Origin of the sequence: Kitasatospora sp. NPDC056783, from assembly GCF_042789895.1 — a bacterium.
In the GTDB taxonomy this organism is placed as follows: Bacteria; Actinomycetota; Actinomycetes; order Streptomycetales; family Streptomycetaceae; genus Kitasatospora.
Genome location: NZ_JBHUAF010000175.1, coordinates 1 through 16,506, shown reverse-complemented (window position 1 = coordinate 16,506; position 16,506 = coordinate 1). Strand labels below are relative to the sequence as shown.

15 protein-coding genes are annotated in these 16,506 nt (G+C 75.2%); 6 read left to right on the top strand and 9 right to left on the bottom strand.

Translation table 11 applies throughout. The features are described from left to right. Positions 1 to 85: 85 nt before the first annotated feature. Positions 86 to 1,339, bottom strand: coding sequence for a DUF5685 family protein (locus ACFRMQ_RS23660; protein ID WP_380732568.1), 1,254 nt, complete (start codon positions 1,337 to 1,339; stop codon positions 86 to 88). A gap of 537 nt (positions 1,340 to 1,876) precedes the next feature. Here ACFRMQ_RS23660 and ACFRMQ_RS23655 point away from each other — a divergent pair. Genes ACFRMQ_RS23655 through ACFRMQ_RS23645 form a run of 3 tightly spaced genes read left to right on the top strand, consistent with a single transcriptional unit; the run spans position 1,877 to position 4,666 of the window. Beyond that, positions 1,877 to 2,440, top strand: a complete 564-nt coding sequence (locus ACFRMQ_RS23655; RefSeq protein ID WP_380732567.1) for a helix-turn-helix domain-containing protein — start codon at positions 1,877 to 1,879, stop codon at positions 2,438 to 2,440. After that, positions 2,437 to 3,945 carry an MFS transporter gene (locus ACFRMQ_RS23650; RefSeq protein WP_380732566.1) on the top strand — a complete coding sequence of 503 codons (1,509 nt, stop codon included), beginning with the start codon at positions 2,437 to 2,439 and terminating at the stop codon, positions 3,943 to 3,945. Before ACFRMQ_RS23655 ends, ACFRMQ_RS23650 begins: the two co-directional genes overlap by 4 nt. 28 nt (positions 3,946 to 3,973) lie before the next feature. Beyond that, on the top strand, positions 3,974 to 4,666 hold the full coding sequence (locus ACFRMQ_RS23645) for an alpha/beta fold hydrolase (RefSeq protein WP_380732565.1): 693 nt from the start codon (positions 3,974 to 3,976) through the stop codon (positions 4,664 to 4,666). Between the two features lie 25 nt (positions 4,667 to 4,691). Here ACFRMQ_RS23645 and ACFRMQ_RS23640 read toward each other — a convergent pair whose 3' ends face one another. Continuing rightward, entirely contained in the window at positions 4,692 to 6,128 is a 1,437-nt protein-coding gene (locus ACFRMQ_RS23640) for a DUF2252 domain-containing protein (protein WP_380732564.1), read from the bottom strand. A 217-nt stretch (positions 6,129 to 6,345) separates the two neighbouring features. Between ACFRMQ_RS23640 and ACFRMQ_RS23635 the strand changes: the two genes are divergently transcribed. Continuing rightward, the gene (locus ACFRMQ_RS23635) at positions 6,346 to 6,792 is read left to right on the top strand and encodes a DUF2809 domain-containing protein (protein ID WP_380732563.1); all 447 of its coding nucleotides are present in this window, start codon (positions 6,346 to 6,348) and stop codon (positions 6,790 to 6,792) included. Positions 6,793 to 6,799: 7 nt separating this feature from the next. Here the strand turns inward: ACFRMQ_RS23635 and ACFRMQ_RS23630 are convergent, their stop codons facing one another. Together ACFRMQ_RS23630 and ACFRMQ_RS23625 are read right to left on the bottom strand one after the other, a co-directional pair. Then, the gene (locus ACFRMQ_RS23630) at positions 6,800 to 7,582 is read right to left on the bottom strand and encodes an SGNH/GDSL hydrolase family protein (protein ID WP_380732561.1); all 783 of its coding nucleotides are present in this window, start codon (positions 7,580 to 7,582) and stop codon (positions 6,800 to 6,802) included. An 89-nt stretch (positions 7,583 to 7,671) separates the two neighbouring features. Then, the gene (locus ACFRMQ_RS23625; protein ID WP_380732560.1) at positions 7,672 to 8,415 is read right to left on the bottom strand and encodes a hypothetical protein; all 744 of its coding nucleotides are present in this window, start codon (positions 8,413 to 8,415) and stop codon (positions 7,672 to 7,674) included. Between the two features lie 267 nt (positions 8,416 to 8,682). Here ACFRMQ_RS23625 and ddaH point away from each other — a divergent pair, with 267 nt between their 5' ends. Then, positions 8,683 to 9,510, top strand: coding sequence for a dimethylargininase (gene ddaH / locus ACFRMQ_RS23620; protein ID WP_380732559.1), 828 nt, complete (start codon positions 8,683 to 8,685; stop codon positions 9,508 to 9,510). Here the strand turns inward: ddaH and ACFRMQ_RS23615 are convergent. The 5 genes from ACFRMQ_RS23615 to ACFRMQ_RS23595 all read right to left on the bottom strand — a co-directional run bounded on the left by ACFRMQ_RS23615 (position 9,497) and on the right by ACFRMQ_RS23595 (position 14,354). Continuing rightward, positions 9,497 to 10,216: a lactate utilization protein C gene (locus ACFRMQ_RS23615; RefSeq protein ID WP_380732557.1), complete on the bottom strand. Its 720-nt coding sequence runs from the start codon at positions 10,214 to 10,216 to the stop codon at positions 9,497 to 9,499. The genes ddaH and ACFRMQ_RS23615 overlap by 14 nt on opposite strands. Then, positions 10,213 to 11,628, bottom strand: a complete 1,416-nt coding sequence (locus ACFRMQ_RS23610; protein WP_380732569.1) for a lactate utilization protein B — start codon at positions 11,626 to 11,628, stop codon at positions 10,213 to 10,215. Before ACFRMQ_RS23610 ends, ACFRMQ_RS23615 begins: the two co-directional genes overlap by 4 nt. Next, the gene (locus ACFRMQ_RS23605; protein WP_380732556.1) at positions 11,625 to 12,389 is read right to left on the bottom strand and encodes a (Fe-S)-binding protein; all 765 of its coding nucleotides are present in this window, start codon (positions 12,387 to 12,389) and stop codon (positions 11,625 to 11,627) included. The genes ACFRMQ_RS23610 and ACFRMQ_RS23605 overlap by 4 nt, the downstream gene beginning before the upstream one ends. Positions 12,390 to 12,619: 230 nt before the next feature. Next, on the bottom strand, positions 12,620 to 13,801 hold the full coding sequence (locus ACFRMQ_RS23600) for a globin domain-containing protein (protein ID WP_380732555.1): 1,182 nt from the start codon (positions 13,799 to 13,801) through the stop codon (positions 12,620 to 12,622). 109 nt (positions 13,802 to 13,910) lie between these two features. Further along, positions 13,911 to 14,354, bottom strand: a complete 444-nt coding sequence (locus tag ACFRMQ_RS23595) for an RrF2 family transcriptional regulator (RefSeq protein WP_380732554.1) — start codon at positions 14,352 to 14,354, stop codon at positions 13,911 to 13,913. Between the two features lie 412 nt (positions 14,355 to 14,766). Here ACFRMQ_RS23595 and ACFRMQ_RS23590 point away from each other — a divergent pair, with 412 nt between their 5' ends. Continuing rightward, positions 14,767 to 16,329 (top strand): beta-propeller fold lactonase family protein, encoded by a 1,563-nt coding sequence (locus ACFRMQ_RS23590; protein ID WP_380732553.1) that lies wholly within the window; start codon positions 14,767 to 14,769, stop codon positions 16,327 to 16,329. The last annotated feature ends 177 nt before the right edge of the window (positions 16,330 to 16,506 follow it).

Sequence of the window (16,506 nt, the reverse complement as noted above, 5' to 3'; positions counted from 1 at the left end):
GTGCTGCGGGGGCACCCCGGGCCGGTGGTGGCCGTGCCGGGAGGTCCGGACGGGAGGGCCGGCACGGAGTCCGCGGGCTGACCGGTCAGTTGCAGCCGCAGTCGCAGCAGCCGCCGTCGCAGCAGTCGCACCCGTCGCAGCACTGGCAGCAGTCGCCGCAGCCGTCGCAGCCACTGCAGTCGCAGTCGTTCCGCTGGCAGAAGCCCTCGCGTCGTTCGCGGCTGAACGGGTCGTCGTGGTCGCAGCAGAGCAGCTGGCAGGAGCAGGCCATCAGCGCCCACATCGCGCACCCGGCGAGCAGGTTGCGGGGGTTCGGCGGCTTCTCGCCGGGCGGGGTGAAGCCGGGGCCCTGTGGCACCCACGGCGGGACGGGCGCCCGGCCAGGGTCCTGACCGGGCGGAGCCTGCGGCGGCGCCTGGTGCGGGTGCTCGCCCGTGGCGGTGCCCGCCGCACCCGGGTGGCGGCAGCTCGCCGCGTGCCGGGACGTCCCGAAGACCCGTTCGACCGCGCGCTCGGTCTCGTGGGCGAGCAGGACGTGGACCAGCGTGCGGTCCGTCAGGTCGACCTCGCGCAGCGCGAGCCGGATGCCGTGGACGGCGTCCCGGCAGAGCCGCTCGGCCTCGGCGCGGTCGGTGCCGGTGGCGGTCAGCGGGTTCCAGGCGCCCGAGGCCGCGTCGGCGGCCTGGTCCTCGGCGGCGTCGAGGAGGTGGGCGAGCCGGCCGAACAGCCGCCCGGCCTCGGCGAGCGGGGCGGCGTTGCCGGGGCGCCCGGCGATCACGGCGGTGTGCGCGAAGGCGGCCGAGGTGGCCGTCTCGGTGGGCTCGGTGACCAGCAGGACGGACCCGCCGGGCCGCAGCGACCGCTCCAGCCCGCCCTGCCGGGAGGCCGCGTCGAGCAGCACGGCGGTGTCGAAGCCCACCGCCGAGGCGCTGCCCGCGCTCTGCCGGTCCCAGCGCCGGGTGACGGCCCGGGCCCCGGCGGCGACCGGGCGGCGGGCGAAGACGCCGTCGCGGTCCTCGACGTGGTCGCGGATCTTCACCGAGGCGAGCGCCAGCGAGACGGCGGCGGCGAGCCGGGCGCCCTCGCCCTTGGCGACGGAGGCGGTGCGCATGCCCCGCAGCGGGCAGGGGCCGGCGGTGCGCCGCCAGGAGGAGTCCTCCCGGGCGGCCTGCGCCTCCACCAGCACCGAGATGATCAGGCCGTCGTAGTTGGTCGCCGTCCGGGCGAGCTGCCCGTGGTCGTCCCGCAGCGCGAGGCAGAGCCCGCACAGGTGCGCCATCCAGGAGGTCTGCAAGCGCTCGGACAATCGGTGCCTGCACGGTCTGATGATGCCGAACACGCTGGTCCCCCTCGCCTCACGGGCCGCCGACCGGCCACGAGTCGCCGGACATCATATGAAGAACAGTCCCGTCCGCCCCAAGCGTGCGGGGCGGTGAGCGGAGGGGCCGGGACGCGGCGACCGGCCGGGCCCGTGGTACTCGCCGGCCGTGGTGTTCCTCGGTCACCGGCCCCCGCCCGGAGACCATCCGGCGCCCCGCTCCGGCGGAGGCCCCGTCGAGCCGCCGTCCGGCCGGGCCGGCGACAGGGTGGGCCGAATACCGGTTGACCGGGTGTGAAGGATGGGGGCGTGATCTCAGAGGAACGAGCGGTCGAGCCGGTCGAGTCCTGCCTGGAACGGGAGCGGCCCTCCTGGGCGTGGGCGAGGCTGATCCCGCAGCCGGCCGGCCCGGTCGAGTAGCGGTCCGCGGCGGGGCGCCGTGCCCCGGCCCGCGCCCCGGCCCTCGCCGCACCATGCCCCGGCCCATGCCCCTCCGTGCCCCGGCCTTCGCCCCCGACGCCCGGTAGTTGATCTCAGATCCGGGATAGCATCGCGAATATGGGAATCGAAACGGCCGCCGACGAACGACTGGCGGAACGCCTGGCCGAGCTCAGGCTCGAACGCGGGTGGACCTTGGAGGAACTGGCGCGGCGGGCGGACGTCAGCCGCTCGACGCTGTCCCGGGTGGAGCGGGCGGAGGTCAGTCCGACGGCGGCGCTGCTCGGCCGGCTGTGCGCCGTGTACGGGCGGACCATGTCACGGCTGCTCGCCGAGGTGGAGTCCGGCCCGGCGCGGCTGGTGCGGGCCGGGGAGCAGCAGGTGTGGCGGGACGAGGCGACCGGCTTCGTCCGCCGCTCGGTCTCGCCGCCGCACGGCTCGCTGCGGGCGGAGATCATCGAGGGCCGGCTGCCGGCCGGCGCGGACATCGCCTACGACCGCCCCTGCACCCCCGGCCGGGAACACCACCTCTGGCTGTTCGAGGGGCACCTGGAGCTGACCGTGGACGGCGAGGCGCAGCCGCTCGGCCCCGGCGACTGCCTGCGCTACGCCGCCGGCACCAGCCGCTACCGCAGTCTCGGCCCGGGCGAGGCCCGCTACGCGCTGGTGGTGGTCGAGCCGTGAGCGCCACCACCGGCCCGATAGCCAAGGGGCCCGAACGGCCCGGCCCGCCGAAGGAGGCCAAGGAGCGCTTCGACGCCGCCGGGCGCCGGGTCCTGCTGGTCTGCGTCGCGGGCGGCTTCACCACGCTGCTCGACCAGTCCGTCCTCAACACCTCCATCCCCGCCCTGCGGGAGACCCTGCACGCCGGTCCCGCCGACCTCCAGTGGATCGTCGCCGGGTACTCGCTCGCCTTCGGCCTCGCGCTGATCCCCGGCGGGCGGCTCGGCGACGTCAAGGGCCGCAAGTGGTTCTTCGTCACCGGCCTCGCCCTGTTCACCCTGGTCAGCCTGGTCTCCGCGACCGCCACCGAGCCCGGGGTGCTGATCGCCGCCCGGCTGCTCCAGGGGGCGGGCGCCGGCCTGGTCAACTCCCAGATGATCGGCACCCTCCAGGACGTCTTCGACGGCCAGCTCCGGGCCCGCGCCCTCGGCATGTACGCCGTCACCGGCGGCCTCGCCTTCGCACTCGGCCCGCCGATCGGCGGCGCGGTGCTGGCGGTGGCCGGCCCCGAACACGGCTGGCGGCTGACCTTCCTGCTCAACGTCCCGTTCGGCCTGGCCACCGTCCTCCTGGCGGCCCGCCACCTGCCCAAACCCCGCCCCAGCACCCGGCACGCCGACCTCGACGTCCTCGGGCTGCTGCTGGTCGGCGCCCTCACCCTGGCTCTGATGCTGCCCTTCGTCCGGCCGCCCGGCTGGACCGGCTGGCTCGCGTTCGCCGCCGCGGCCCTGCTGCTGTTCGGCGCGCTCGCCGGGTGGCAGCGCCGCTACGCCCGCGCGGGCCGCCACCCGCTGATCCACCCGGCCCTGACCGGCTCCGCGCCCTACGCGCTCGGGACGGCCACCGCGATGGCCCAGTTCGGCTCCTCGCTGGCCGCCTCGCTGGTCCTGACCATGTTCCTCCAGGACGGCCTCGGGCTCTCCCCGATCGGCGCCGCGCTGGTCGCGCTGCCCTCCGCCGTGGCCATGGGCGTGTCCTCCGCGCTCGCCTGGCGGATCGTCCAGCGCTACGGCCGGCGCACCGTCACCCTCAGCATGGCCGCCTCCGCCCTCGCCATGCTGCTCAGCGGACTGCTCGCGCACGGGACCCCCGCCGCCGTCCTGCCCTGGCTGCTGGCGTTGCTGCAACTGCTCAGCGGCGCGGCGATCGGCCTGATGGGCCCCAGCAACCAGGCGTACGTGCTGCGCCACGCGCCCGCCGAGGCGGCCGGGGTGAGCGGGGCGATCCTCCAGATGGCGCAGCGGATCGCCGCGGCCGTCGCGGTCTCGGCCCTGTCCGGGGTCTACCTGCGGGAGACCGCCGGGGGCGGCGGCCACCGCTCCGCGTACCTGACCGCGAGCGTGGTCTGCGCCGCGGTCGCCGGACTCGCCGTCCTGGCCTCGGTGTTCGCGGGCCGCGCCACGGCCCGGGAGCAGCGCGAGGGCGGACCGGTCGCGATGAGCCGAGCGCGAACACCGGTCCGCTGACCTGCGGCCGGCGCCTACCGTGGCGGGCATGACCTCCCGACCGCCCCGCACCGTGGACCTGCCCGGAGTGACGCTCGCCTACCGCGAGAGCGGCCCGCCCGGCGGCCCGCCCCTGGTGCTGCTGCACGCCCTCGGCGAGCGCGCCGCCGACTGGGCGCCGGTCCTGCCGGACCTCGCCCCGGCCCACCACGTGTACGCGCTCGACCTGCGCGGCCACGGCGACAGCGCCCGCACCGCCGCCTACTCGCTGGAGGTGATGCGGGACGATGTGCTGGCCTTCCTCGACGCCCTCGGACTCGACCGGATCGACCTGGTCGGCCACTCGATGGGCGGCGCCGTCGCCTACCTGCTGGCCCAGGCCGCGCCGGAGCGGGTCGACCGGCTGGTCCTGGAGGACATCCCGGCGCTGTACCCGCGCCGGGCGGGCGCGCTGCCCGAGGACCCGGACCCGGACGCGCACTTCGACTGGGCGATGGTCCGGGCGGTCAGGGCCCAGCTCGACGACCCGGACCCGGCCTGGCGGGCGGGCCTGGCGAGGATCACCGCCCGCACCCTGGCGGTGGCCGGCGGCCCGGCCAGCCACATCCCGCAGGAGCGGATCGCCGAACTCGCCCGGCTGATCCCGGACTGCCGGCTGGTCACCGTGGAGGCCGGGCACCTGGTGCACGGTACCCGGCCGGCCGAGTTCGTCGCCGCGGTGGCGCCGTTCCTGGCCCGGTGAGCCGGCGGGCCGGCCGCCGGGTGGGTCAGACGCCCTGCTCGGCGGGCAGCCGCCCGCCGCGCACCGCCGCCAGCAGATCGGCGTGGTCGGCCTCGGTGCGGTCCGCGTAGGCCACGGCGAAGGCGGCGACGGCCTCGTCCAGCACCTCGCTCTTGCCGCAGTACCCGGCGAGCAGGCCGGGGTCCGCGGTGTGGGAGTGCGCCCGGGCCAGCAGGGCTCCGGTGATCCGGGCGTAGTCGTCCAGCTGGCCCGGCAGCAGCGCGGCCGGGTCGACGCTGCCCTTGCGGTTGCGGAACTGCCGTACCTGGTAGGGCAGTCCGTCGACCGTGGTCCAGCCCAGCAGGGTGTCGCTGACCACCTGCATGTGCTTCTGGCCGAGCACCACCCGACGGCCCTCGTGCCCGTCCGACGCCCCCCGCGGCCCGCCCGGCAGATAGGGCAGCAGCGCGGACGGGCGGGCCTCCTTCACCTGGAGCACCAGCGGCTGGTCCCGGTGGTCGGTGAGCAGCACCACGTACGAGCGGGTGCCCACGCTGCCGGTGCCCACCACCCGGAACGCCACGTCCTGCACCCGGTAGCGGGACAGCAGCGTGCGCACCTCGGGCACCACCGTCTCGACGTACGGGCCGAGCGCGTGCGCGACGGCGCGGGCGGTCGCGTCGGTCACCTCGGTGAGCACCGGGGGAGCGGCCGTGAAGCGCCAACCGCCGTCCGCGGTCCGGGTGGTGTTGCGGGCGGCGAAGCGCGCGCTGGTGTTGCCGAGCGCCTTCGCGCCGACCTTGCGCAGGACCTCGGCGAGGTCGTGCGCCTCGGTGAAGGAGACCAACTGCTCGTCCGCGATGGCGTTCCAGGCGTCCAGGGCGGGCAGCTTGGCGAGCGTGCGCACGGTGCGGCGGTACGCGCCGGCCGCGTGCTGGGCGGCCTCGCGCGCGACGCTCTCGCTCGCCCCGGCCACCCGGGCGGCCAGCACCAGGCTGGCGGCGAGCCGCTTGAGGTCCCACTCCCAGGGGCCGGGGACGGTCTCGTCGAAGTCGTTGATGTCCAGGACGAGTTGGCCGCGGGCATCACCGTACAGGCCGAAGTTCGCGGCGTGCGCGTCCCCGCACAGCTGGGCGCCGACCCCGGTCACCGGCGTGCCCGCGAGGTCGGCGCCCATCAGGCCGGCCGATCCGCGCAGGAACGCGAACGGACTGGCGGCCATCCGGCCGACCCGGATCGGCACCAGCCCGGCTATTCGGCCGGTGTTGGAGGCCTCCAGTGCCGACACGGCGGTCGGCCGCCCGGGTGCGGGCGCGAACTCGGCGTGCCGCTCCCGGGGCACCCGCTCCCGCAGCGCCTTGCCCCGTTCCCGGGCCCGCCCGTCCTGCGTCGAGGCGAACCCGGCCACGGCGAACCCGCGCCGGGCCCGCTCCTCCCGGTCTGCCGCCGCCGGCTCCGCCTCGGCCTCACCTACGTGCGCCACTGTTCCCCGCCCGTCCCTTCCGGTCCTCACCCGGCCCGCGACCTGCGCGGACGCTCGTCGGGGGGAGTGACGTACGGCGGTGCGCGGTGGTTCCGGTGGGTGGGGGTCCGGTTGCGGCGTGCGGGGGTGGGGTGGGGGCGGAGGGGAGCGCGGGTGGTGGTGCGCGGTGGCCGGGGCGGGGCAGCACGCCTGGTCAGCCGGGGGTACCGTGGCGCGGGTGAAGGATCTTGGGGGGAACGGCCTTCGGGCGCGTCGTCGTGTCCGCCTGGCCGCCGCACTGGCCGCCGTCTCGACCGTGGCGGCAGGGCTCGGGGTGCGGGCCGTGCTCGGCGGTGACGTCGCCAAGTGCGCCGGGGACGCGCTCTACACCGTCCTGCTGTACACCCTGCTCGTGCTGGTGGCGCCCCGGGTCCGCCCCGGCCGCGCCGCCGTCGTGGCCGCCGCGCTCAGCTGGGCGGTGGAGCTGTTCCAGCTCACCGGCCTGCCGGACGTCTGGGGGAGGCACGGCGTGCTGGTCCGGCTGGTGCTGGGCTCGACCTTCAACCCGCCGGACCTGTTCTGGTACCTGGTCGGCGCGGGCTGCGCCGGGGCGCTCCACCGGCTGCTGCGGACCTCCCGAATCGCAGCAGCCGATGGCTCGGGCCGACCCTTCCGGCAGGGCTGACGTACCGTCAGAGCGGCAGCAGCTCCGGGCGCTTGGGTTCGAGGTGGTCGCCCGAGGACTCGCCGCGCAGACGCCGGCCGACCCAGGGCAGCAGGTGCTCGCGGGCCCACTGGATGTTCTCCCGCCGCTGGTCGGCGGCGCTGAGCACCCGGGCGTCCGGCCACGGGGCCTCCGGGTCCTGCTCGGTGCGCAGGCCCAGCGAGCGGGCGGCCAGCAGGGCGACCCGCTGGTGGCCCTCGGGGGACAGGTGCAGACGGTCCTCGCTCCACGCCCGGCGGTCCTGCACGGCGCGCAGCGACCACAGGTCGGCCACCTTGCAGCCGTTGCGGTCGGCGACGGCCCGCATGTGGCCGTTGTAGGTGGCGATCTTGCCGCGCAGGTGCTTCAGCAGCGGCACGTCCTTGGTGTCGAAGCCGGTGCAGATCAGCACCGTTCCGGCGTTCTCGGTGAGCCGGACGACGGCGGCCTCGAAGCGCTCGGCGACCTCGTCCGGGTCGGCGCCGGGCCGGAGGATGTCGTTGCCGCCGGCGCAGAAGGTGACCAGGTCGGGCTGGAGGCGCTGGACCTGCGGCACCTGCTCGGCGGTGATCTGGTCGAGCAGTCGGCCGCGCACGGCGAGGTTGGCGTAGCGGAACTCGCCCGGTCGGCGTCCGCCGGCCAGCAGCCCGGCGAGGCGGTCGGCCCACCCGGCGAACCTGCCGTCGACGCCGGGGTCGTTCAGACCTTCGGTGAAGCTGTCGCCGAGGGCGGCATACGAATCGAGGTCAAGGGTCTCCTGGAGATTCGGCATGAAGAAGATAGTTCACCCATTCAAGTGACCTACGCCACCGTAGGTGACCCCGAGGGCACGTGAGATGGACCACGTGCCCTCGCGGGCCCCTACGGCTGGGTGTACCCGGAGGGCAGATCCCACACGGTCACGTCCAGGGTGATCCGGCCGTCGCCTCCCGCGCTGCGCACCGTGAAGTAGCCGACCCGCATCTTCGCCGTCCCGAAGCAGGCCATGGATCCGGCCTTCACGGTCATGCTCTGCTGCCCGAGGACGGTGTTGAGCTTCTGCCGGCAGTCCTCCCGGCCGGGTGGGTTCGGTCCGGTCCAGGGGATGACCGACTTGCCCGCGACCTGATCCGGATCGCATGCGTAGACACAGTGGATCGAGAGGTCTCCGAGGACCGCGCTCCGCGGTGGCACCGGGTCGAGCTCATACCCGGAGTTCATCCTTCCGCTCTCGGCCCCGGTGTCGAGGGTCAGCTGTCCCCGCCACTGGACCGGTGCGGACAGCGGTGCGTATGTCGGTGTCGGTGCCGGGGTCTCGGGAGGCGAGGGCGCGGAAGACGCGGGAGGCAGTGAGGGGCCCGGCGGTGCGGGCGAGACGAGCGGCGCCGACGATCGGCCGTCGTGCCCCGGGTTCGCGCCCGACTGCTGCCCCCGGACGAGCAGCAGGCCCGATCCGAGTCCCACCAGCACGGCGAGGACCAGCAGGCCGATCCAGAGGGCCCGCCGATCGGGCGGTGGCGGCTGAGGAGGATGGAAGTTGGCGACGCCGGCCTGGATGACATCGCCGTGGACGGTGCTCTCGTGGATCCGGCCGGTGGCGTTCACGTCCCCGTGGTCGCTGCCCAAGGCCACTCCCCGACCGCCGATGCGCTGCCCGTTCGGATGCTGTCTACCCCCGGGCGCCCGGACGGAACCCAGGCCGGCCCCGGGCGCCCGGCTCACCGGGTGCGCCGGGGCGTGCGCCGGTTACGCGGGGGCGTGCGACCGCCGGGAGCGTCCGGCCGGGTGTGCGAGCGGTACCGCCGGGGCAGCGCCTTGGGAACGAAGGTGTAAGGCCCCGCGAACCCCGAACTCCGTACGGCGAACTCGCCGTGATCCAAGGATGGTTGAGTCATGCTCACGCAGACCCCGGAGCGCCATGCCCGGCCGCGGCGCTATCTGATGTGCCGGCCGACACACTTCACCGTGGACTACGCGATCAACCCGTGGATGGACCCCACCCAGCCCACCGACACCGAACTCGCCCTGCGCCAGTGGGAGCGGCTCCACTGGACGTACCGTCGGCTCGGCCACACCGTCGAGCTGATCGACCCGGTGCCCGGCCTGCCCGACATGGTGTACACCGCCAACGGCGCCACCGTGCTGGACGGCCGGGCCCTGGTCGCGACCTTCCGCTACCCGGAGCGCGCCGCGGAGTCGGAGGCCCACCAGGCCTGGTTCCGCGGGCGCGGCTACCGCGAGGTGCGCCGTGCCCGGCACGTCAACGAGGGCGAGGGCGACCACCTGGTGGTCGGTGGCAGGGTGCTCGCCGGGACGGGATTCCGCACCTCGCGGGCCGCGCACGCGGAGGCCGGCGAGCTGTTCGGCGTCCCGGTGGTCGGCCTGACCCTGGTCGACCCGCGCTTCTACCACCTGGACACCGCACTGGCGGTGCTCGCCGACGACCACGTCATGTACTACCCGGAGGCCTTCGACGCCGACAGCCGCTCGGTGCTGCGCACGCTCTACCCGGACGCGATCCTCGCCGACCGGGCCGACGCCGAGGTGTTCGGGCTCAACGCCGTCTCCGACGGCCGCCGCGTGGTGCTTCCGGAGACCGCCAAGAACCTGGCCGGGCGGCTGGCCGAGCACGGCTACCAGCCGGTCCCGGTGGACGTCTCGGAGCTGCTGAAGGGCGGCGGCGGCGCGAAGTGCTGCACGCTGGAGCTCAGGCCGCAGTGACGCCCCCCGCCGCGGCCGTGACCAGCAGCACCTCCAGGGTGCGCGGCCCGTGCACCCCCTCCACCCGGTCCAGTTCGATGTCGCTGGTCGCGGACGGCCCGGAGATCCAGGTCTGAGGCCGGAACGGATCGAGCCGCGGCAGCGCGAGCGGCACCGAGGCGACGACCTGCTCCGGCGCCCGCACCACGCAGACGTGGTGGTCGGGGACGAGCGAGAGCAGCCGCCGCCCCTGGCCCGGGCCGGCGTCCAGCACGATCGTCCCCGTCTCGGCGACGGCCAGCGCGCAGGCGGTCACCACGCTGTCCACCGCGTCCAGCCGGGCGGCGTTCAACGCCCCGTCGTCCGGGAGGAGTTCGACGCCGGCGGCCTCGGCCTCGGCGAGCCAGCCCGTCGGCAGCCCGGCCGGCACCACGACCGTCCGGCTGCCCCGGTCGAGCAGCAACCCGGCGATCCGGTGCGGCAGTTCGTCCTCGTGGCAGCGGTGCACCAGGGCCCGGTAGTCGGCCAGGTTGCGGTGCAGCAGGTCGAGCAGCGCCGCCGGGTCGTCGGTCGGCACGTGCGCCGTCAGGTAGTCGCGGGGCAGCGGCTGTTCGGCCACGGCGGCGGCGTCGCCGAGCGCGGACCGGATCCGGCCGAGGATCAACTCCCTGGAGTTCCGGGGGGCTCCGGGCCGGGTGGGGCCGGACGGGGTCGTCTGCGGGGTCATCCGCGGTTCCTCCGCCACCAGTCGCGGAACGGTTCGGCGGGCACCTCGGGGAGGTCCCGGGTGTCGGTCCAGGCCCGCCCGGGACCGGGCAACCGGCGCGGGTGCAGGGACCGGGTGCGCCCGGCCAGCCGCTCGGCGGCGGTGAGCGCCGCCGGGTGGTCCAGCACGAACCCGGCGGCCGCCATCGCGGCCCGCTCCAGCGGGTGCCCGCCCTGCTCGGCGACCTTCTCGCGCAGGTGCACCAGCACCTCGGGGATGTCGATCGCCACCGGACACACCTCGTAGCAGGCCCCGCAGAGCGAGGAGGCGTACGGCAGCGAGGCGTCCACCGGGCTCGTGGTGCCGCGCAGTTGGGGTGTCAGGACGGCGCCGATCGGCCCCGGGTACACCGAGCCGTAGGCGTGCCCGCCGGCCCGTTCGTACACCGGGCAGACGTTGAGGCAGGCCGAGCAGCGGATGCAGCGCAGCGCCTGGCGGCCGACCTGGTCGGCGAGCGCGGTGGTGCGGCCGTTGTCCAGCAGGACCAGGTGGAACTCGGAGGGGCCGTCGCCCGCCGCCGTCCCGGTCCAGAGCGAGGTGTACGGGTTCATCCGCTCGGCGGTGGAGGACCGCGGGAGCAGCTGGAGGAACACCTCCAGGTCCCGCCAGGTCGGCACGACCTTCTCGATCCCGACCACCGAGATCAGCGTGCGCGGCAGGGTGAGGCACATCCGGCCGTTGCCCTCGGACTCGACCACCACCAGGGTGCCGGTCTCGGCGACCATGAAGTTGGCGCCGGAGACGGCGACTTCGGCGCGCAGGAACTTCTCCCGCAGGTGCAGCCGGGCGGCCTCGGCGAGTTCGGCGGGGGAGTCGGTGAGGCCCCTGGGCGCCGGGCGGCCCCAGGAGGCCATCCGGTCGGCGAAGATCTCCCGGATCTCGGCGCGGTTGCGGTGGATCGCCGGCACCAGGATGTGCGAGGGCCGGTCTTCGCCCAACTGCACGATCAGTTCGGCGAGATCGGTCTCGTAGGCGGTGATCCCCTCGGCCGCCAGCGCCTCGTTGAGCTCGATCTCCTGGGTGGCCATCGACTTGACCTTGACGACCTCGGTGTGTCCGGTCGCCCGGACCAGGTCCGTGACGATCCGGTTGGCCTCCTCGGCGTCGGCCGCCCAGTGGACGGTGCCGCCGGCCGCCGTGACGGACTCCTCCAGCCGGACCAGGTAGCGGTCGAGGTGGCGCAGCGTGTGGTCCTTGATCGCCTTCCCGGCGGCGCGCAGCTGTGCCCAGTCGTCGAGTTCGGCGACGGCCCTGGCCCGTTTGTCGCGGATGGTGTGGGTGGCGTGCCGCAGGTTGGCGCGCAGCCGCTCGTCCTTCACGGCCCGGGCGGCGGCCTCGGGGAAGGCCGGCATGCCGAGGAAGGTGCCGGTCATCGGGACGGCCTCCACGGGTGTTCCTCGGTGGCGGCCAGGATCTCCGCCAGGTGCAGCGGCCGCAGCGGCGCGCCCTGGCGGCGCAGGGTGGCGCCGAGGTGCAGCAGGCAGGAGTTGTCGGCGCCGCACAGCACCCGGGCGCCGGTGCCGAGGGCGTTGGCGGTCTTGTCCTCGGCCATGGCCGCCGAGACCGCCGCGTTCTTGACCGCGAAGGTGCCGCCGAAGCCGCAGCACTCCTCGGCTCCGGGCAGTTCGACCAGTTCCAGTCCCGCGACGGCGTTCAGCAGCCGGCGCGGGCGCTCGCCCAGGCCGAGCAGGCGCAGGCCGTGGCAGGAGGGGTGGTAGGTGACGGTGTGCGGGAAGTGCGCGCCGACGTCCTCGACGCCGAGCACGTCGGTCAGGAACTCGGTCAGCTCGACCACCCGGGGCACCAGAGCGGTGGCCAGGTCCGCCAGTTCGGCGCCCCGGCCCTCGGCGGCGGCCCGGGCGCCGATCCGGGGGTAGTTGTCCCGGACCATCGCCACGCAGGAGCCCGAGGGCGTCACGACGTGGTCGTACCCGGCGAAGGCCCGGGCGGTGCGCCGGACCAGCGGCTCGCAGGCCCTGCGGTAGCCGGTGTTGTACTGCGGCTGCCCGCAGCAGGTCTGCCCGGCGGGGAAGTCCACCGCCACGCCGAGGCGTTCCAGCAGCCGGACGGTGGCGACCGCGGTGCCGGGGAACAGCGCGTCGTTGACGCAGGTGGCGAACAGTGCGACCCGCATCCGGGCTCCCTTCTGCCGAACTCCCGCCGCGGGCACGCAGGTGCGGACGTCGGGAGGACGCGCGCACGCCGGACGGCACCGGACCGCTCGTGATCGTACCGAGCGGACCGGTGCCGCGGTGGGACTTCGGGTGCGGAGCCTCGGCCCCGGGCCCTTGGCCTCGGAACGTCGGCCCCGGAACTTCGGCCCCTTGGCCTCGGCGCGGAGCCCGGGTTCAGGCGGTCAGGGGATCAGGCCCCGAGCCACAGGTCCGGGCCGAACACCTCGTAGTGGATGTCCGCCGCCGGCACGCCCGCGGTCAGCAGCTGCTCGCGGACGGCGCGCAGGAAGGGGAGCGGGCCGCAGAGGTAGGCGGTGGTGCCCGCCGGGACCTCGACGGTGGAGAGGTCCACCCGGCCGGTGCGCTCGGCCGGCCACTCGCCGAGCGGCTGCTCGTAGAAGACGTGCGAGGTGGCGTTCGCCAGCGCGGTGGTCAGCTGCGCCAGGTCGGCGCGGAAGGCGTGGGTCAGCTGGTCGCGGTCGCCGTGGACCGAGACGATCCGCCGGGTGGAGCCGGTGGCGGCCAGGTGGTCGAGCATGGCGGTCATCGGGGTGTTGCCGATGCCGGCGGAGGCGAGCAGCACCGGGCCGTCGCCGTCGGCCAGGGCGATGTCGCCCAGCGGGGGCGCCAGTTCGACGGTGTCGCCGGCCTTGAGGTGGTCGTGCAGGTGGCCGGAGACCTCGCCGCCGTCCTCGCGCTTGACGCTGAAGCGCAGCGCGCCGTCCGCGCCGCCGGACAGGCTGTACTGGCGGATCTGGTGGGCGCCGTCGGCCAGTTCGGTGCGCACCGAGACGTACTGGCCGGGGCGGAAGGCCGGCACGGGGCCGCCGTCGGCCGGGCGGACCAGGTAGGTGGTGACGGCCTCGGTCTCCTGGTGCCGGGCGATCACGGTGTGGGAGCGCCACAGGTCGGCCGGGTCGCCGCCGGCGGCGACCTCGGCGCGCAGCCGGCCCTCGATGGCGATCAGCGCGTTGGCCATCAGCCAGTAGACCTCGTCCCAGGCGGCGGCGACCTCGGGGGTGACGGCCTCGCCGAGCACCTCCACGATGGCGGCGAACAGGTGCTCGTGGACGACCTTGTACTGGTCGTCGCTGATGCCGACCGAGACGTGCTTGTGGGCGATGCGGGCGAGCATCGCGTCCGGCCGCTGGTCCGGGGCGGCGAGCAGCGCGGTGGCGAAGGCGGCTATCGAGCCGGCCAGCGCCTCGCGCTGGGTGCCGTTGGCCTGGTTGCCCCGGTTGAACAGGTCGCGCAGCAGCTCCGGGTGCGCGGCGAACAGTCGGTCGTAGAAGATCGGGGTGATGTCCCCGATGGCGGCGCCCACGACGGGCAGGGTGGCCTCGACGACCTCGGCGGACTTCGCGGACAGCATCAGAGGAGCTCCATAACTGGTATCTGAGATTCGTATTAAAGGCCGCACTGTGCGGTGCGGCCCCGGGTGGGCGGATCGGTCGGCGGGGCTGATCGGCCGGAGGGGTCGATCAGTCGGTGGGTCCGGTGGTGAGGCCGAGCAGGACGGGGCCGGTGGGAGGGGCCACCAGGTCGTCCACGGAGAGGTGGTCGAGCGCGGCGAAGAACGCCTCCTGGGCGCCGCGCAGTGCCCCGCGCAGCCGGCACGCGGCCCGCAGCGGGCACGGCGGGTCGTCCTCGCAGCCGACCACGTCGCCGACTCCCTCCAGCTCCCGCAGCAGCAGCCCGAGCGAACCGGTCCGTCCGGCGAAGGTGAGCGTCAGCCCGCCGCCGCGACCGCGCCGGGCTTCCACCACCCCCAGGTGCTGGAGCCGGCTGACCACCTTCGCCGCGTGGGTGTACGGCACGCCGACCGACTCGGCCACCTCGCGGGTGGTCGGGGTGTCGCCCTCGCCCAGGACGGCCAGTCGCATGGCGATCCGCAGGGCGATGTCGGTGCTCTTGGTCAGCCTCACGTTCGAAACGCTATCGAATGCGACTCTCCAACTCCAATTTCCTGCACGACCTCGACCGAGACGCTGGTCACGTCGCTCGTCGGGGGAGTGGCGCCCGCGAAGGCACTTCGATCGAAACTGAACAGTTGGCGACATTTGTAATCACCCCCTGACGGAAAGTCAGGGCGGCTCTTACGCTTCCCCCGGCTCCGAACACCACCACATCCGCACCGTTCGCACCGCCGAGCAGCTGGAGAGTCCCGTGAGAACACCCCGCCCGTCCCGCCGTACCCGGACGGGCCGGGTCGCGGTATCGCCGGCCCCCGGCGCGCGGGGGGGGCGGCCCCGGACCGCCCGGGGCCGCACCCCCCCCCCCGCCCCCGCCCCGCCCGGGGCGAACCCCGCCACCCGGGTCGCAGTGGGGTCGCCCCCGGTGCCGGCCGCGCCCGACACCCCGCCGCCCGCCGTCGCCGCGCACGTGGCGGTCGCGCCGTACCCGGCGGGCGTCGCGCTGACGCCGGACGGCGGCCACGTCTACGTGACCAGCCAGAGCAGCGGCACGGTCAGCGTGCTGGACACCGCGAGCAGGGCCGTGTCCGGCAGCTTCACCGCCGGGAGCGGCTCGTACGCCGTCGCCCTCTCGCCCGACGGGCACCGGGCCTACCTCACCCACCACCTGGACAACACCGTCAGCGTCGTGGACACCGGCACCGGCACCGTCACCGCGACCGTCCCGGTCGGCGCGCAGCCCTGGGGCCTCGCCCTCGCCCCGGACGGCTCGCGCGCCTACGTCGGCAACGCGGCCGCCGGCACCGTGAGCGTGCTGGACACCTCCTCCGGCACCGTGACGGCGACGGTGCCGGTCGGCGCCGAGCCGCACGGGCTGGCCGTCTCACCGGACGGCAAGCGGCTGTACGTCGCCGCCTCCGGCGCCAAGGCGGTGACCGTCGTCGACACCACGACCAACACGGTGAGCGGCACCGTCGCGGTCGGCCACGGCGTCTTCGGCCTCGCGCTCAGCCCGGACGGCGCCCGGCTGTGGGCCGCCGACGGCGACGACGGCACCGCCGCGGTGATCGACACCGCGGCCGGCACGGTCCTCGGCACCGTCGCGGTCGGCTCCGGCCCCTACGCCGTGACCCTCTCCCCGGACGGTGCGGCGGCCTACGTCTCGAACTACGCCGACAGCACCCTGAGCGTGGTGGACACCGCGAGCCGGACCGTCACCGCGACCGTCCCGGTGGGCGCGAGCCCGTACAGCCTGGCGCTGACCGCCGACGGGCGGCGCGGCTACCTCGCCGACTTCACCGGCAACGCCGTCGACGTGGTGGACTTCCCGCTGCCGCTGCCGGACGTCACCGCCGTCACCCCGAACGGCGGCTCCGGCACCGGCGGCACCGCCGTGACCATCACCGGTACCGACCTGGCCGGCGCCACCGCCGTGACCTTCGGCGCGGCCGGCCCGGCCACCTCCTTCAGCTGCGTGAGGACCAGCTGCACCGCGACCGCCCCGGCGACCGCCGTCACCGGCCCGGTGGACGTGCGGGTCACCGCGCCCGGCGGCACCAGCGCGGCCGTCGCCGCCGACCGCTTCACCTACACGGCCCCCGCCGCCCACCTGGCCGTCGCGCTCACCGCGACCCCGGAGGCCGGCCTGCTCTCCAGCCGGGTCGACTACACCGTCACGCTCACCGGGCAGGGCCCCGACCCGCTGACCTCGGCCACCGTCACCGCCGACCTGCCCACCGGGCTGACCACGACCTCCGGTGACTGCACCGTCGCCGCCGGGAAGCTCAACTGCGCGCTGACGGCGCCGCTGGTCAAGGGCGCGAGCACCACCCGGCACTTCTCGGTCGCCGTCGGCCTCGGGCTTCTCCGCAGCTGGGACGTCACGGTGGCCCGCACCGCCGGCGCGCCGGCCGACCCCTCGCCCGCCACCAGCCGGGCCACCCGCAGCTGCACCGCCGTCCTCGGGCTGCTGATCACCTGCAAGTGACGCCCGGCCGATCACTCCCGGGCCCTCGCCGAAACCCTGCGTCGGGGCCCGGGCCGTTCACCGACCCGGGCCGTTCACCCCGACCCGGGCGGGCCCGAGGCCTTCGGTGACCGGCTCCGGGGGCGTGGAGCCTCCTGACGGAAACGGCCGGGGCGCCGGACACCGAATCCCTCGGTG

Coding starts and splice junctions, on each gene's coding strand:
- ACFRMQ_RS23615 (WP_380732557.1), bottom strand. CDS start 10,216: ATGACCCCGCAGACGACCCCGTCCGGCCCCACCCGGCCCGGAGCCCCC.
- ACFRMQ_RS23605 (WP_380732556.1), bottom strand. CDS start 12,389: ATGCGGGTCGCACTGTTCGCCACCTGCGTCAACGACGCGCTGTTCCCC.
- ACFRMQ_RS23655 (WP_380732567.1), top strand. CDS start 1,877: ATGGGAATCGAAACGGCCGCCGACGAACGACTGGCGGAACGCCTGGCC.
- ACFRMQ_RS23645 (WP_380732565.1), top strand. CDS start 3,974: ATGACCTCCCGACCGCCCCGCACCGTGGACCTGCCCGGAGTGACGCTC.
- ACFRMQ_RS23630 (WP_380732561.1), bottom strand. CDS start 7,582: ATGCCGAATCTCCAGGAGACCCTTGACCTCGATTCGTATGCCGCCCTC.
- ACFRMQ_RS23600 (WP_380732555.1), bottom strand. CDS start 13,801: ATGCTGTCCGCGAAGTCCGCCGAGGTCGTCGAGGCCACCCTGCCCGTC.
- ACFRMQ_RS23610 (WP_380732569.1), bottom strand. CDS start 11,628: ATGACCGGCACCTTCCTCGGCATGCCGGCCTTCCCCGAGGCCGCCGCC.
- ddaH (WP_380732559.1), top strand. CDS start 8,683: ATGCTCACGCAGACCCCGGAGCGCCATGCCCGGCCGCGGCGCTATCTG.